This is a genomic window from Aporhodopirellula sallentina SM41, from assembly GCF_000346505.1.
GTDB lineage: Bacteria > Planctomycetota > Planctomycetia > Pirellulales > Pirellulaceae > Rhodopirellula > Rhodopirellula sallentina.
In genome coordinates this window covers 1-16,998 of sequence record NZ_ANOH01000135.1, presented here as the reverse complement: position 1 = coordinate 16,998, position 16,998 = coordinate 1, and the positions used below count along the sequence as shown (strand labels likewise).

General features: G+C 57.7%; 9 protein-coding genes. 5 read left to right on the top strand and 4 right to left on the bottom strand.

Annotation, left to right across the window (positions count from 1 at the left end; genetic code table 11):
- Nucleotides 1-93: 93 nt before the first annotated feature.
- A complete protein-coding gene (locus tag RSSM_RS08660; protein ID WP_236621023.1) occupies nucleotides 94-2,940 on the bottom strand; it encodes an alpha-L-rhamnosidase in 2,847 nt (948 codons plus the stop codon).
- 740 nt (nucleotides 2,941-3,680) lie between these two features.
- Here RSSM_RS08660 and RSSM_RS08650 point away from each other — a divergent pair.
- A complete protein-coding gene (locus tag RSSM_RS08650) occupies nucleotides 3,681-6,215 on the top strand; it encodes a glycoside hydrolase family 2 TIM barrel-domain containing protein (protein WP_008676779.1) in 2,535 nt (844 codons plus the stop codon).
- 258 nt (nucleotides 6,216-6,473) lie between these two features.
- On the opposite strand, the gene RSSM_RS08645 is transcribed toward RSSM_RS08650, so the two are convergent.
- The 3 genes from RSSM_RS08645 to RSSM_RS08635 all read right to left on the bottom strand — a co-directional run bounded on the left by RSSM_RS08645 (nucleotide 6,474) and on the right by RSSM_RS08635 (nucleotide 11,802).
- A complete protein-coding gene (locus tag RSSM_RS08645) occupies nucleotides 6,474-8,852 on the bottom strand; it encodes a glycoside hydrolase family 95 protein (RefSeq protein ID WP_008676777.1) in 2,379 nt (792 codons plus the stop codon).
- Nucleotides 8,853-9,224: 372 nt separating this feature from the next.
- Nucleotides 9,225-11,147: a DEAD/DEAH box helicase gene (locus RSSM_RS08640; RefSeq protein ID WP_008676775.1), complete on the bottom strand. Its 1,923-nt coding sequence runs from the start codon at nucleotides 11,145-11,147 to the stop codon at nucleotides 9,225-9,227.
- An 82-nt stretch (nucleotides 11,148-11,229) separates the two neighbouring features.
- Nucleotides 11,230-11,802, bottom strand: a complete 573-nt coding sequence (locus RSSM_RS08635; protein ID WP_008676774.1) for a hypothetical protein — start codon at nucleotides 11,800-11,802, stop codon at nucleotides 11,230-11,232.
- 485 nt (nucleotides 11,803-12,287) lie between these two features.
- Here RSSM_RS08635 and RSSM_RS08630 point away from each other — a divergent pair, with 485 nt between their 5' ends.
- The 4 genes from RSSM_RS08630 to RSSM_RS08615 all read left to right on the top strand — a co-directional run.
- A complete protein-coding gene (locus tag RSSM_RS08630) occupies nucleotides 12,288-13,382 on the top strand; it encodes an LOG family protein (RefSeq protein ID WP_044301900.1) in 1,095 nt (364 codons plus the stop codon).
- 136 nt (nucleotides 13,383-13,518) lie between these two features.
- On the top strand, nucleotides 13,519-14,613 hold the full coding sequence (gene ygfZ / locus RSSM_RS08625; protein WP_044301894.1) for a CAF17-like 4Fe-4S cluster assembly/insertion protein YgfZ: 1,095 nt from the start codon (nucleotides 13,519-13,521) through the stop codon (nucleotides 14,611-14,613).
- A gap of 5 nt (nucleotides 14,614-14,618) precedes the next feature.
- A complete protein-coding gene (locus RSSM_RS08620) occupies nucleotides 14,619-15,260 on the top strand; it encodes an ECF-type sigma factor (protein ID WP_008676766.1) in 642 nt (213 codons plus the stop codon).
- Nucleotides 15,250-16,998: serine/threonine-protein kinase (locus tag RSSM_RS08615; RefSeq protein ID WP_008676764.1), on the top strand; the 1,749-nt coding region annotated here is incomplete at its 3' end. The genes RSSM_RS08620 and RSSM_RS08615, both read left to right, overlap by 11 nt.

The window sequence follows — 16,998 nt, the reverse complement described above, 5'->3', positions numbered from 1 at the left end:
GCCACCTTGCCGCGGCCCCGCCCCGCGAGCCAATGGCATCAGACTTCGGGCTCGCTTCGAACGACGCCCGCACATCGTCAAACGAACTAGACGCTACGGGGTCCGCTCGAGTTGGAACTGATACACGCCGCTGCCGACCCGAACTCGCCGGCCTGGCGTCAGCACATCGCATCCGGCCGACTCCTCCAGCGACACGCCGCTTTCGCGCACCGCCAACGTCCCCGCCGGGAACTCAATCTCGGCCGTCGTATCTACCGGAACTCTCACTTCCAACTCAGCCGACTCGCCATCCACGCGCCAATTCGATTCGATCAATCCACGAACCGTCTTATGCGAACAGCGAACCCAGGTCAGCCCCGACGCAAACTGTGGCCGGATGCTGATTCGGTCCGAACCGACCGCGTCGGGAGCGACCTGGATCCCACCGAGCCAACGAAAGAACCACGCCGAAACGGATCCGAACATCGGATGGTTGTTCGAGAACGTTCCATCGCTTCCCGCCCAATGCTCCCACAAAGTCGTCGCGTCGTTTTCGAGCATCCATCCCCACGACGGAAACGTGTTGCGACTCGCGATTCGGTATGCGAGATCGCTGCGTCCGTTCGCGGACAACTGTTCCATCAACATTCTCGTTCCGAAGATCCCGGTCGTCAGATAAGCCCCCGATGCCTTGCCGCCACCAGGGTGCTTCAGCTCGATAGGATCCTCGACCGCGGAAACCATGCGATCGAAGATTCGATCACGACTCGCATCGGGAGCGACACCGAACCCGAGCGCCAACGATTGACGGGTTTGCGATCCATCGTCGACTGTTCCCGTTTCGGGATCTAAGTAAGCATCGGCCCAATGGTGCGCGGCGTCGTCCGCCATCTCGTCGCAGCGTTTCGCATCGTCTTCTCGTCCGACGATCCGAGAAAGGCGGGCAATGCGTCGAGCCGCATCGACGAACATCGCCGTCGTGATGACCGGACCTCCCGATCGCGTGAGCGCCTCGTGATCCCCGAGCCCCTTGACCACGAGTCCGTTCTTGCGTCCCGCGTTCTCCAACTCCAACCACTTCATCGCGACCGGCAACTGCTCCTCGACGAGCGACGCATCGCCGTAGTGACGATAGAGTTGCTCGATCAACAACGGATGCGCCATCGCCCACCCCACGCCGCAGTAGTTGATCCCGACAAACGGCGCGGTATCCGTCAAATTGCCGTCAGGCCGAGCCGCGTCTGCCCAGTCGCGTACCGTTTTGGCATAGAAGCCCGACATGTCAAAATTCATCAAAAACGCTTCGCTCGTCGCGGCGATATCACCGCCATAGCCGAAACGTTCTCGGTGCGGGCAATCCGATTGCACGCCGACGACATTCGCCAAGAAAGTGCGACGTGTCGTCTTTTGAATTTCGTTGAGTCTTTCGTTGGAGCACGCAAACTCGCCAGTCGATTGCAAGTCGCTGCGCAGTGGAAAGCCTGTGATGTCGTCCACTGAAAACCCTGCAGCAGCCGACTCCGGTAGACCAGTGACCTCCATGAATCGGAAACCATGAAACGTGAACTTCGGACGAAACACTTCCGTTTCCGCACCTCGGCAACTGTAACGATCCTCTTGCCAAGCGAACTCGGGTGCTCCCGGTCCACCTTTCGGCACCACCGTTCCATCAGCGAGCTTGCGATTTCCTTTGATCTGACCACAAACGCTGGTCATGGGATTCAATGTTCCGTCCGGATACAACAACTCGCCAAAACGAAACCGCAACTCAGTACCGGCCGGCGCGTGCAATGACACTTCGGGAACGCCTGTGAAATTCTCACCGAAGTCCACAATCTGAACGCCGGGTTTCGGCGAAGTGATCGCAACCGGGTCAATCGGTTTGCCGGCGCGGATTGGTGGTGTCACCATCGGCGTCAACGGCTCGAGCGGTGCATCGACCACCCGCACGGACTTCCAACCGGAGCCTTCCGATCCGACCTCGTCCCAACCCGTTTGCTCCAATCGAGCGTCTCGAATTTCTCCGAGATAAACACTGTTGAACACCGTCGGCCCCGGCTTCCACTTCCAATCGCCGTCGGTCGTGATCACCGACTGCGTCTCATCGTCATGCTCAACGACTAAGCATGCGATCGCGCGCGGTCGTCCCGTCTCGATACTTTTTCGAATATTGCGATGCCCCCACATCCGCAGCGGCAACGGATTGAACCAACCGTTGCCCAACTCCATTGCGATGCAGTTTTCACCTCGCTGAACTTGCTCGGTCACATCAAATGAACTGAAAAGAATCCGCTGGCCAAACTCGGTCCAAACGCTATCAAGTTCGTGATCCCCGACACGCTCGCCGTTGACCGACGCGGTGTAGTAACCGAGCCCCGCGATGTGCAATCGCGCCGAGGCAATCGGTTTGCTCATCACGAATTCATGACGCAGCCTCGGTGCCGGGTCGAGATCGTAAAACGCAGCGTCGTTCTCGGGCAGCGGTTGACCATCGTCGATCCACGTCGCCCCCTTCCAATCTGCCGGCGTGACCGGAGCCACCTCCCACGACGCCACGCCACTCCATGTTGGCGTGTCATCCGTGGTGTTTGCCCCGTTCGCAGCGTCGGGAGTCTTCGTTACCCAGCACCCGACCTTCCAATAGCAACGTTGACCGGCAACGAGAGGCTCGCCGCTGTAGCGAACCTGCGATAAACGACTCGCGGGCACCTTTCCGGAATCCCATAGGTCACCCGTTCCTTCAGAAAGCAACTCGGGCGAACTCGCCACGAGAACCCGCCACGCGGATTGATACAGTCCACGCTCGCCGCTATCCGTCGCCACTTCACATCGCCAGGACAGCAACGGTGCTGACGACGTGCCGATCGGGTTCGTTTGCCCGTTCGCCTTCAAACCCACCGGCGTCAACGCATACACATCGGATGACACCATCGCGAGGCACGTGACAACAATAACAAGCACTCGAAAAATCATGTCGATCCTATTCTCACCCGGGAAACGCCAGAACATCGCACGTTGAAACACTGAAACACGCATTGACATTCTATGCAATAAACATGACGCACATAGAACCCTGCGACGTTCTTATGTTGCGATCATCTCTTATACACCGATCAAGGTGTCATCCAAAACCTTTAACGGTTCCTGAATTGCAAACGACATGATAATTCGCCAACGTATCAAACCAATCATCGTTTCTCAGCCAGCCATACAGTTCTCGGCAACCACACAGCACCGCGTCATCGAACCCGTTCGAACACCTCTGCAGCTCAATTTTCCGTCGATTCGCGTTTGCGTTTCACATCAATATGCCGTGCACGTCGCCACAACGCCCTATCAAGCACATTGCGACCTAACGCGAACCTAAGTGCCTATCCGAACATAGGTTCGCCGATCAGCGTTTGCCGCATTTTGTTCAGGAAAACCGGGGCGAACGCCTGACGGCTCATTGGTTTGCCGCGGCTTTCGGACAGCCATCAATTCGCCTCGAACGCACCGCTACCATTCGCAGCACGAACCTCAATCAACCTGCTTGCAATCCTTATGCGCACTACGCTCTCCCATGGACGCCACGAGCACATCGAATCTCACTCAAAATCATTATGATGTTTTTAGGTGACAATCTTTTGACAGCCTTCTGTCTTTAATCCTCGCAACGATTAACATCGCCAAACCTTCCGAACGTTTCCACGAGACGCAACATGCCGACCCGACACACAACTTTCCAACGCATTTCATGTGCGCAAACGGTGTTCTTCGCAGCCTTATCCTGCATTCTCGCCGCCACGGCGGAGGCGAAAGACAGTCCGCGAGACCGTGTGAACTTTGATCGCGGATGGTCGTTTCATCACGGCGAACTCGACGGCAATACCTTCGAACAAAAACGTCTCGATCAAACCGGATGGATTCCCATTGACCTGCCGCATGATTTTGGCATCGAAGGCCCGTTCGAAAAGTCGAACCCGAGCGGTGGACCGGGCGGCTACCTCCCCGGTGGAATTGGTTGGTACCGCAAATCGTTCGAACTGTCGAAGGAGCTGTCCGACGAATGCGTTTCGATTTGCTTCGACGGCGTGTACATGAACAGCGAGGTCTGGATCAACGGTCACAGCCTCGGTGTCCGCCCGTACGGATACATCAGCTTTCACTATGACCTGACGCCCTACCTCAACCCGAACGGAGAAAATGTTTTGGAGGTGCGGGTCGACAACGCGAAGCAACCGTCATCTCGGTGGTACACCGGCTCGGGGATCTATCGGCACGTCTGGTTGACAACCACGAGCAAGATTCATGTTGCTCAGTGGGGAACCCAAATCGCCACGCCGAACATCACCGCGACGGCGGCGGACGTTTCCATCAAAACATCGGTCAGCAACACAGGCGACTCGGCGACCTCGGTGGAAGTGAAACAGAAGATCGTCGACGACGGTGGAAACGTCGTCGCGAGCGGAACTGACACCGTGATGGTTGGCGAGGGCGAAACCAAAGTCGTTTCGCAGACAATCCAACTTCCCACCCCTGAGCTATGGTCGCCGCAATCGCCCAACCTCTACGTGATGAAAACCGAGTTGATCTGCGACGACTCCTCTAAAGGCACGAAACGAGTTGCGGACCAATATGAAACGACGTTTGGTGTTCGGGAGATGCGTTTCGATCCCAACGAGGGGTTCTTCCTCAACGGCGAAAGCATGTTGTTCTTAGGTGTTTGCAACCATGATGATCTCGGACCGCTCGGTGGGGCGTTGTGGGACGACGCACTCGAACGCCGTTTGTGGATGCTCAAAGAGATGGGCTGCAACGCGATTCGCACGGCTCACAATCCGCCGCCGCCGGAACTACTCGAAATATGCGACCGAATTGGGTTCCTCGTTGTGAACGAAACGTTCGACAAGTGGCGTTTCGGATGGGGATTCGAAGACGGCAAACTCGTCTGCGGCCGTCGTTCGAAACAAGGTTACGCGTCTTACATCGATCAATGGCAGGAGATCGATCTTACGGACCACTTGATGCGAGACCGCAATCACCCGTCGGTCATCATGTGGAGCATCGGCAACGAACTCCCCGAGGCTCAGAAACACGGCGAATTGGAAACGGTCAAACGCATGAGCGATCTGTGCCACCAACTCGATCCAACCCGTCCGGTAACCGTCGGTTGCAACTTCATCGCCGGAGCGAACGAGTCAGGCTTTGCCGAGATGCTCGATTTGGTCGGGTACAACGGAGGCGGCCGGTCGTGCTACCAATACGAAGCCGATCATGAACAGTACCCCAATCGTTTCATCTACGCGTCCGAAGTGCCTCACACGCTGCAAACCCGCGGCGAGTACCGAACCCACACTCGGTATCGCGAAAAACAAACTCAACCTCCACACCTGACCCCTGCGGAAGTCTTCACCGAAACACACGGTCGGTATGAGTCCTCCTACGACAACGCAGGCGTTCGGATCAGTGCTCGCGATTCCTGGCGATTGACCAAGACGCTGCCGTTTGTCGCCGGCGAATTCCGTTGGACGGGTTTTGACTACATCGGCGAGTCTGGCGGATGGCCGCGAGTGTTGGGCAACTTTGGAATCATCGATCTTTGCAACTTCCCCAAAGACACCTACTACTTCTACCAAAGCCAATGGACCGACGAACCAATGGTCCACTTGTTGCCGCATTGGACATGGCCTGGGAAAGAAGGCACCACGATTCCGGTTTGGTGTTACACCAATTGCGATAGCGTCGAGTTGTTCTTGAACGGGCAGTCGTTGGGCACACGCGGATTCACAGAAGAAAACGACATGCACATGCAGTGGCTCGTTCCTTACCAACCCGGTGAACTGAAAGCTGTCGCGACGAAGAACGGCAAAGTCGTACGCACCACGGTGACTCACACGGCCGGTGATGCCAATTCGTTCTCGGCGACCCCCGATCGAACCGAACTCGATGCCAACACCCGGCAACTGTCCTACGTGACCCTTCGCGTGCTCGATGCCCAGGGAAACTTTGTCCCACACGCAGCGACGAAAATCTCGCTGAAGATCGAAGGGCCCGGACGTTTACTCGCGACTGGCAACGGTGACCCGATGAGCCACGAAAGCTTCCAATCGAACGTCATCACGACCTTCAATGGTTTGGCCCTCGCCATCGTTGCCGAAACCGGTGACCCCGGAGACATCGTGCTCACAGCAACGGCCGAGGACATGCCAACCGTCCAATGCCAGATTAGCGTAACTGCAGCAGATCCCCGCTAGCTTTCCAACGCAGCAAGGCTTTCGGGTAGGCGGTAGTGGATCTTGTTGAAGATCCCGCTGCATGAGGAGCCTGCTGTAGGAGGATCTTGTCACACGAGGATCTTTAACGAGATCCACTACTTGAAAACGGCGCTGACAATAACGACGAGAGCGGAAACCAGAGTTCTGGCGAAGTCAGAAGCAAATATCGCGTGGGGCCACTTCACGCGAAATGCAGCGTCTCAGACGATGATTCGGCAGACCTTCACCGATCGGTGTTCACGCAACGTCGATGACGTGTGTCTCGCCGGGTTTGATCTCCGCTGCCCATGATTGCTCGCCATACGTCACGCGGCAGGGCAGTCCGGCGGACGAGCGAATCGAGGCGGTTTCCAATTGGCCATTCTTCCACGAGAGGTCCACTTCGAAACCACCGCGTGCCCGCAAACCCCGAACGTGACCGTCCGGCCATGAACTCGGCAATGCCGGCAGTAACCGGATCTCATCGGCATGGCTTTGCACGATCATTTCGCAATAGCCGGCGGTCGCGCCAAGGTTGCCATCGATTTGAAACGGCGGATGCGAACAAAGCAAGTTCGGATAAACTCCGCCTCCGCTTTCACCGTAAACCATCTTCGTGCTGTAAACGACATTGATCAGATTGCGAAGCAATCGATACGCTCGATCGCCGTTGCACAACCGGGCCCAAAAGTTGATCTTCCACGCACGACTCCAACCCGTGCTACCGTCACCGCGTGCGTTGAGGGAAACCTCCGCGGCTGCAAATAGCTTCGGCGTCTTCGAACGAGTGATTTGACGTCCCGGATGCAGGCCAAATAAGTGTGACACGTGCCGATGGTCGTCGGTCGGATCATCTTTGTCCTCCTCCCACTCTTGCAGTTGTCCCCATTTGCCGATTTTGGGTTTGAGCAGTTTCTGTCGCAGCCCTGCGATGTGGTCACGAAATTCCTCGTCATCTCCCAAGACGTCGGCCGCTTCGATCGTATTGGTGAACAAGTCGTAGACGATTTCCTGGTCATACGTGACGCCCTCTTCCGACGGACCATGTTCGGGCGACCATCCGTCTGGAGTGACCAATGTTCCGTTGGCTCGACGAACCAGGTGGTCGTCCCAAAACTGGCTTACCTCTTTCAGCACGGGATACGCGGTCGAGCGAAGATATTCGACATCGCGTCCGAACGCGAAATGCTCCCAGAGGTGCTGGGCGTACCACGCGCTTCCGGGCGGGTTCCACTTCCAAAAAGAAATGCCACACGCGTTATTCATCGTCTGCAGCGTCCATCCGCGAACGTCGCCATAGTGACGCCGCGTGTTCGCCGCACTCACCTCGCGAATACTCGAAACGTAGTCGATGAACGGGCGATGGCATTCGGCGAGGTTCGTTGGCTCGGCCGGCCAATAGTTCATTTCAAAGTTGATATTGGAGTGGTAGTCGCCTGCCCAGGCTGGCCGATTGCTGTCGTTCCAATTTCCCTGCAGGTTCGCAGGCAACGATCCAGGACGCGAACAACTGATGAGAAGATAACGGCCGAACTGACAGAACAACGCCTCCAAATCAGGATCCTTGGCTTCGTCGTCGGCGTACTGCTGTAACCTTTTCAGTGTGGTTAAACGCAATCTATCGGGAGCCGTTTTACCAACATTCACTGAGAACCGCCGGAAAAGTCCCTGATAATCCGCGACGTGCCGGACGATCAATTCGTCAACGCCGAACTGAGTCGCTGCGTTGACTCTCTCGGTGACGGCCGCATGCGGGTGCTCCCCGATCCACTGTTTCGTATGGTCTTGCACGAAGTTGGTTCCGGCGGACAGCGTCAACGTGACACTGTCGCAGTTTGCAAACGAAACACTCGGCCCGTCCGCCGCGTCGGTGTCTGCTGACTCGCCGCGAGAAATCGCCCCCTGTTCACATTGCACGACGAGCTGAGCCTCGTATTCGAACCCGTTGTCGAGCGATCCGACCGAAACGAGCTTCCATGCCCCTGACTCACCATCGATCGCTTGGATGTCTGACTGATGCATGTCCGTCAATCGCACACGACCGGTCAACGCACCCGGCTGATCCGCGGTCAGATGCACGACGATGACGCCGTCGGGATGGCTGGCGAAAGCGGTGCGTTGGAATTGGACCCCGTCGCATTCATAACTGACCGAATGAATCGCACGATCGATATCGAGTTCCCGGCGATAATTCGTGACGCTCGCCATGGCGTGTCCGAGATCGATAAAGACATCCCCAAACGCCTGATGAGCTCCCAGGTTCTGCTCTTCTTCTTCCAGGGTTTCGCCGAGCAGTTCATTGTTGACGCGATCGCCGGACCAAAGGCTGATTTCGTTGAACTGCATGCGTTCGGTTTCGGTGCCTCCAAAGAGCATCGCACCGAGTGGGCCGTTCCCGATGGGGAGCGCCTCGGTCATCCAAACCTGTGCCGGACGGTCGTACCATAGCTTCAAACGGTCCGTGTCCCCTTTCCGATCATCATATTGGATCTCATCGCCACGAGCATCGTTGCTCTGGAGGACCAGCGAAGAAAGCAGTTGAGATTGCGTGCCCAACACCGTCGCCGCTGCCGCCGAAGAACGCAAGAAATGCCGACGAGAGAATGGACCACGAACCGTATCGAAGTTGCCTGACATGAGCCTGTAGCCTGCAAGAGTCATTCAATGAATGCGTTCAATTGTAGACCGCAGCAGCCTCGCACAGAAAACTGCGCAGGTACGTACCAAAGCCATGCGTTGCGCCGAATCGATGACACCGCATGGTGCGACAACTCGTCACTAGGTTTGGCTTCTCGCGGTACGCTTTGCCTCCGCACGTTACCGCCCCGAAGGACACATCCCGGGCAACAACGGATCGGCTGTCGCGGGAACGACGCAGAAATTTGATGCACGCGATTTCTGTAGCTGGAATCGCCAAAATACAGGCCACCGAAGCTTGGCGACATCGGCTACATCTTTGTAAATGACGCTTGAGAGGAAACTCGAATCATCAAGCGTTGAGAAAAGACGTCAGGCGACCTTTTTGCCGCCCGGTGCCCGTAGATCGAACAGCCCAAAGATCTCGTCTCGCGTTAAACCACCGGTTCGGGTCAACGGACTGTTGGAAGCAGGTTTAGGTGCCTGATCGTGAGTACTGACCGGTTCGTTCTGGGCAGAGAATAGGGTGTCGAACATTTCTCGTTTCTGATCGAGCACCGATGCGATACGTTGCTCGATCGTGCCGGCGGCCATCATGCGGGTTACCGTCACACTACCTGCAGCGCCGATACGGTGAGCACGGTTGATCGCCTGGTCTTCGATTGCGGGGTTCCACCAACGGTCGAACAGAAACACGTAGCGACAAAACTGCAGGTTCAGCCCCACGCTACCCGCACCGTAACTCATCAGAATGATGCGTTTCTCGGGGTCGTTCTTGAACTGATCGATCACGGTCTCGCGTTGTTTATGCGGGATTTTGCCGTGATATTCCAATACTCCGAATCGGTCGAGCGACGGACGCATCTTTTCAATCGTCTTGGTCCACTGGCTAAACAGAATCGCCTTCTGTCCGCTCGCGGCGACCTCTTCCATATCCGCCTCGAGACGCTGCAACTTGGCACTCGAACCGGTCACGGGGTCAAAGTTGCAAATCTGTTTCAACCGCAGCACCAATTCAAACACGTGCTGCACCGTGAGTGATTCCTCGAGTTCCTCGAGGTGGATGATCCCATCCGACTCGGCCGCTTCGTAACGTGCCCATTGTTCGGGCGTCAGATCCACGTCCGCATCCCGAAACAACTTCGGCGGCATGTCGTCGAGAACCATGTCTTTGGTGCGACGCAAAATGTAGTCACCCGCCGCTTTCGCCATCTGGGGCAGCGGCATGCCGGTCGTCAGGTATCCCGGCGACAGGAAGTCAAAGATGCCGACGAGATCATCCGGCGAGTTCTCGACCGGAGTCCCGGTCAATGCCCACGAACGCGTCCGCGGGATCGCTCGCACGATTTCGCTGGTCGTGTTGTTGCTGTTCTTGATCCGCTGCGCTTCATCGAGGGCGACGAGATCAAAGTGCAGACCGCTTTCGAGCACGATCTCTTTGTCACGCATCAACAATTCGTAGTTCGCGATCTTCACCGGCGCGTTAGTTGCCCGCCACTGGAACTCTCGTTTGGCCGCGTTCCCTTCGATCGCCATCACCGGAATCTCTGGTGCCCAAACCCCAAATTCGCGCAACCAATTGCTGACCAGGGGTTTTGGACAAATCAACAGAATGTTCCGCAGCTCGCCACTGCACAGCAGCATCCTCATCGTGCTGATGGCCTGCATCGTTTTGCCGAGCCCCATCTCGTCGGCGAGAACGCACGCGTACCGAGGAAACAAAAACGCGATGCCATCGAGTTGATACGGAAACGGCTCGAACGGGAAGTTCAGTTGCCCGCTGCCGACGAGCAGGTCGAGTGGCGGCTGCAACAGGTAGTACAACCGATCCTGCAGTTTAACGATGTCGTTAGGCGGTTTGATTCGCGCGTGTTTGATGGACTTTCGACGCGGCTTCTTTGAAAGCTTGCCCACAGCGTCATCTTGGCCAATGCGACCGGCCACCGATGCTTTGGGGGCGTCCTGATTCTTGGGAATCCATGATGCCGCCTCAGGAAATAGAAACCCATTGGTCTTCGCCCGCAGCGCCGGCAGTTTGATCGGGACACGGGTTGTCTGCAGCGGCGACAGGTCGAGGGTACGCGTCACGACCTCGAACCCACCGTTGTGAAACGTCTCGCGTTCGCACAGCGATACATCGTCGAACGGTTCACCGCACGGCAGCAGCGACCAACTGAGCGCCGCGTCAATCTCGCAGGTTAGCTCGGGTTGCGGCGTGGCGTCCGCGGGCACACCGATAGCAACCTCGTGGGACGCTTGCGATGGGCGGGGTGCCGACAAAGGATCGAGCGACACGGGATCCCCCGACAAGGGATCGACCGATGGCGCACCGTCATTCGGCGTCGTGGCGGAGTCGGGTTTGGCACGAAAACCACATTCACGCCGCCCTCGCCATCTGGCTCTGCGCTTCACGGATCGCTTCCGTGATGCGTTCAAATGGCTCGAACGTGTCGACCATTTCATTGAGTCCTGCGATCGCGGTTTCGGCATCATCGATGCGTTCCATCGCGACATGCAACGTCGCGTTTCCCAATGCGAGCCGGCAGTGCCCCTCGAGCAGACGGGAACGCTTCTCTTCATCACGCTGGACCACGGCCACGACCGTCGATCCCACCGCAGATCCCGCAGGCAGCGACGAAGCCGAACGGGGCAGGTTTTCCTGAAGCGTGATCGCTTCGGTTTGTCCGCAGCACAGCAGCGAAATCGGCGTGCGACATTTTTGCAGTAGCGTCGGACCGATCACTTCGCTGATCAAGTGCTGTCGAAGAGTCGTACCGAAGAGGATCTCGTGGGCGCGTGAGGGTCGAATCGGCAATGTGCACTGAAACTCGAGCGGGCGGCCCGAAGCGTTGAGCACTAACAGCCCTCCGGTCCATCCGGTGCGTTCGGATTCCACCGTGGTGAAATAGCCGATGGTGGTGGCCGCAGCAGCGTCCTTGCTAGATCCCATGCCTTGTTGTCTTCCCCCCAGTCGGTGAAAGTGCCCGTGAGGTTCCCTCCTCACCGGTACTCTCCTCACCATCGGCACCGATTTCGTCCCAACTTGAGTCACCGGCGACCTTTTCCGCAGGTCAATCGGACGGCTCGGATTGCGGCGAGTTTGACGCCAAAATGGATCGCCAACCCCGCTGTTTTACCCAGACCGCACAACCGATAGAGTGATGCGTCTGTAGTCGGCCGGATGATACCTGTAGAATCGTGCCTTATCGAAGATTGTTGTACAAATGACGCCCACACGGGGTGTCGAAATTGCAGGATTGGCTAGAACTCAAATAAGGACTAACGATGAGCCCCACAACGCCCCCGACGCCCTCCAACCAAGACGCATCTCCCAACGACGACGACAACGCCCCGGAGGGGGCAGGAGCACCCGAAAAAGCATCCGCCGCTGATTCCCGAAAGTCACCCAAACCCCCACGCAGCCGACGCCCCCGAATGCCCAAACAACCCGAACCCGATCCCGATACCGGAAAGCTGCCTAGCGAAGCGATCGGGGAAGACGAACTGCATCGCCCGCAACCCGCCGATGAACCGATCTCGCGGGTCAATTCACAAGACCTTTATCAGGTCATGCGGCACACGATCGATCGGCTCGAACGTGACGACACCGCTCGCGGCGATTTGAAGATCTTGTCGCGAACGCTGCGCGAACTTCGCTACGCCTTCCAAGTCTTCCGGCCGTTTCGACGTCGACGCAAAGTCACCATTTTCGGATCCGCCCGTACGGCGCCCGACCAACCCGATTACCTTTCCGCGGTCGACCTCGGTCGGCGGATGGCGGCGCACGGGTGGATGGTGATCACCGGTGCCGGCGGCGGCATCATGGAGGCCGGCCACAAAGGCGCCGGACGTGACGCCTCGATGGGACTCAACATCATGCTGCCTTTCGAACAAGGTGCGAACGAGTACATCGACAACGATCCCAAACTCGTGACGATGAAGTACTTCTTCACTCGCAAATTAATGTTCGTGAAAGAATGCAGCGGCGTGGTTTGCCTGCCCGGTGGTTTCGGAACGCTCGACGAAGCCTGCGAGACACTGACGCTGCTGCAGACCGGCAAACAAACCATGATCCCGCTCGTGTTGCTCGACCATCCCGAAGGCAGTTACTGGAAAGACCTCGGTGGTTTCTTCGACAAACAACTGCTGCAAAACGGAATGATCAGCCCCGAGGACAGTGCCCTCTACAAAATCACAAACTCCGTCGACGACGCGGTTGATGAGCTGCTGACGTTCTACAAAGTTTACCACTCGATGCGTTACGTTCGCGATCAGCTCGTGCTGCGCTTGCGTGTCCCCTTATCCGACGAACAACTCGACCAAATTCGCACCGACTTTGCGGACATCGTCAAAAAGGGAACGTACGAACAACGCGGGTCGTTACCCGAAGAGTCTGGCGAGAAAGAACTCGCCGCTTATCCGCGATTGGTGTTTAACTTCAACCGTCGTTCGCTCGGCAGACTCCGCATGTTGATCAATCAAATCAACGGGTTGGAACTCGCGGAAGGCTGCATGGTTTCCTCCCGCTAGCGAACGTATTGACTCGCAATCCCTATCGACAATCCTTTGTTTTCTGGTTTGCGTCGACGCCAAATCAACCTGCGTCGACGCCGGGGCATTCCAGAACCGTCACCTATCCCATTGAGAGACCGTTTTGATTCTTCGAATGCCATCACTCACTGTGCTCGATCTGCTCGGCAATGATGCCACGGCGATCCTGCACAACTTGACCACTAACGAGATCAAGACACTCGAACCCGATGGGCCCGGCGCCGAGTCTTTCATCACGAACGTCAAAGGTAAATGCGTCGGACACGCGTTGGTGTATCGCACCGCGAATGGGTTCCGCCTGATCGGTGCGAGCGGACAGGCCGACGCGATTGCGACGCAAATGGACAAATACACGATTCGCGAAGACGCCGTCCCACACATCCGAGATACCGAGATCGCGAGTTGGCTGGTCGTCTCCGATGCGACCGCGGGCCTGTTTGAAAACAACGATGTGGACTCGGCGAGTCTGCTCAGCCGAGCCGAGTTGCCGATGCCCTCCACGGCAACCAAACAAGACAACGAAACCGCAAACCCTCCATCCCTGACTGCGTATCGCGTCCCCTGGGCCGGATTAGCAGTGGCCGGATCACCAGAAGCCGAATCACCAGAAGCCGAATCACCCGAGGCCGGATCAGAAGAGGCCAGCACAGCGAACTCGGGTTGGCGGGGAACGTTGATTCTCGCGGACTCGTCCGCTTCTCTCTCCACCACCGACGTCGCCCACGCGGTAGCGGATGCGTTGCAACAACCCCGCGGCGCCCTCGAGGTTATCGACGACGCCAATGCCGAAAGCCGGTTTCATCAACTGCGGATCGCCGCGGGCTATCCCTGGCACGGGGTCGACTTCGGAGACACACATCTGCCGCAGGAAGTTCGCCCTGAAGAAGAAACCATATCGTTTACCAAGGGATGCTACCTCGGCCAGGAAACGATCGCCCGGCTGGACGCGTTGGGACAGGTTCAGAAGAAATTGGTGAAGTGGTCCCTCGAAGGTCTCGACGGCCACACTCCGGAGGTCGACACGAAGCTGTTCGCCGGTGGTGAGAAGCCGGTTGGACGTCTGACGAGTATCTCAGACGCCTCTCCACCATCGGGCAGCGATTCGCTGTTCGCACTCGGATTCGCCCGACGGAGCCATTTCGACATCGGTGCGGAAGCCAGCGGCACGGTCGGAGAACACTCATTTATCGCAAAAGTGGCGGGAGTCTGACCGCGATGGAACTCACATTGGAACAATTTGCCGAGCTTCTCGAACAGGTCCGTGACGGTGACGAGGAGGCAACGACCATTCTGTGGGAGCGTTACTTCCAACCGCTCGTCCGGCTCGCAGGGACTCGGTTACCGAAAAACCTTCGACGCACCGGCGACGAAGAGGACATCGCGTTGTCGGCTTTTCACAGTTTCATTGCCGGAATCCGAAGGGATCAGTTCCCAGATTTGGCCGGTCCTGATAATTTATGGGGATTGCTGATCACCTTAACGAGCCGCAAAGTGAACGCGCATCTGCGTCGTCAAACGCGTCAAAAGAGAGGTGGCGGGAACGTTCGAGGTGAATCGGTGTTTCTCGACGCGAGCGGTGACTCCGGTCCGGCGGGTCTGGAACAGATGGGCGGGGGTGACGACGCGGTACGCCCCGACGTGCGTGCCGAACTCGCCGAAGCGTGCGAAGAATTGCTCGACGCGTTGCCCGACCCGCAACTCAGAGAGATCGCGGTATTGAGAATGGACGGGTACCTTGTTGATGAAATCGCCAAACGACTCGAAATCAGCAAACGCGCCGTTGAACGAAGATTGCAGTTGATTCGTAAAACATGGTCCGAGCAGCGAGAATTGGAGGAGGAGCGAGATGAAACTTAGCGATCTACCTGCTCGTGAATTGGCTCGGCTCGATGCGATCTGCCTGGAGTACGAGTCGCAAGCCCGCGAGACGCTCCGTCGCGGCGGGGATGTGAAGAGTCTCGAAGAAGAAATCCGACCGCTCGTCGAACGTTACGGCGGCGAGCACGCTCCGTTGCTGCGCGCCGAACTCCAGGCCATCCTCGAAGAACTCGTTCGCGGCGAAGGCGATCCGGCCCCGCAACACCCCGCCGTCGCCTCATCGGGGGCCGCCTCAACGCCGTCCGACCGCAATCCGAGCTCGACCAATCCGACCTCGACCAATCCGACACCTGGCAATCCGACACCGGCGAGCGGCCAATCCGTGCAAACCCCGGCGCCGCAAACTCCTTCTGCGGAAACCGCTTCCCCGCAAAACCAGTCCACGCACTCACAAACACCACAACCGACTCCGGCCGACGCCCACGGAGCGGCAACGGAAGGATTCCTCCATCAATCTTCCGACGCCAACGCCGACTCCTCGGGAGATTCTCCCGCACCGCTGCCGCGTCTGGGCGACACGATCGGGCCGTACGTTCTGACCAGCATCCTCGGTCGCGGCGGTATGGGAATCGTTTACCGAGCCACGGACACGCGGCTCGACCGCAGCGTCGCGATCAAAATGTTGTCGCTGCATGACCGACAAAGCCATGTGTTGGTCGAACGCTTTCAACGCGAAGCGAAAGCCGTCGCGGCGTTGACGCACCCGCACATCGTCGAGCTGTTTGACATCGGCGTGTTCAAGGGCATGCCCTTCGTTGTGATGGAACACCTCCGCGGCGAAACGTTGCTGCAGCGGATGCAACGCGATCGCATCGAGAGTGAACCGATCACGACGCAGCAAGTTCGCAACTGGGGAATTCAACTCGCCGACGCGCTCGCGGTCGCCCACTCGAGCGGCGTGATCCACCGAGACATCAAACCTGAAAATGTGATGGTGATGCGGCGAACGCATCCGTCGTCCACCACCGGCAGTGCGAAGAGCAGCGACTCCCAAACCGGCAGCAACGAGTCGAGTCTGAAACTATTCGACTTTGGGTTGTCACGAGTCGGCTCAACGAACTGGCAGAAAGACTCCGGACTCACGCGAGCCCTCACCCCCGAAAACATCAACAAAATCTCCGATACCGATTCGGCAACCCGCGTCGGCATGATTCTCGGGACGCCCGGTTACATGGCTCCCGAGCAAGCACGTGGAGGAGTGATCACCCCGGCGGCGGACGTCTTTTCGCTCGGATGCGTCCTGTTCGAAGCGATGTTCGGACGCCCCGCATTCTCCGGTGAAACGGCGACCAAACGATTCTCGGCGGTTCTGGAAAAACAAGCCTTGGCCGATCCGGCTCGACGCCGTGACGATGTCGCGTTGTCGGACCTGATCCTGTCGATGCTTTCGAAAGATCCCGCCGCACGACCGTCCGCGGCCGACGTTTTAGAAACACTGAAAGCCACCACTCCTGACAGCCAAATTTCGCGACGATCGGTTTCGACGATTACCGGATCCACTGCGAACGTGGATGACGGAGCGGTCGTGATCAGCCGACGACGTTTGGTCGAAATGATCGGCGGCGCCGTGGCGGGCGGACTGCTCGGCGCGACGGTTTTGCCGAGTCGTGCCTCGGGCGAGATGCGAGCGATTCGCTCGATCGGTGTACTGCGATTTCAAAGCGCGAGCGAAACCGCCGACGCGAAAGGCGATACACCGCCTCCGGATCGACGTCTC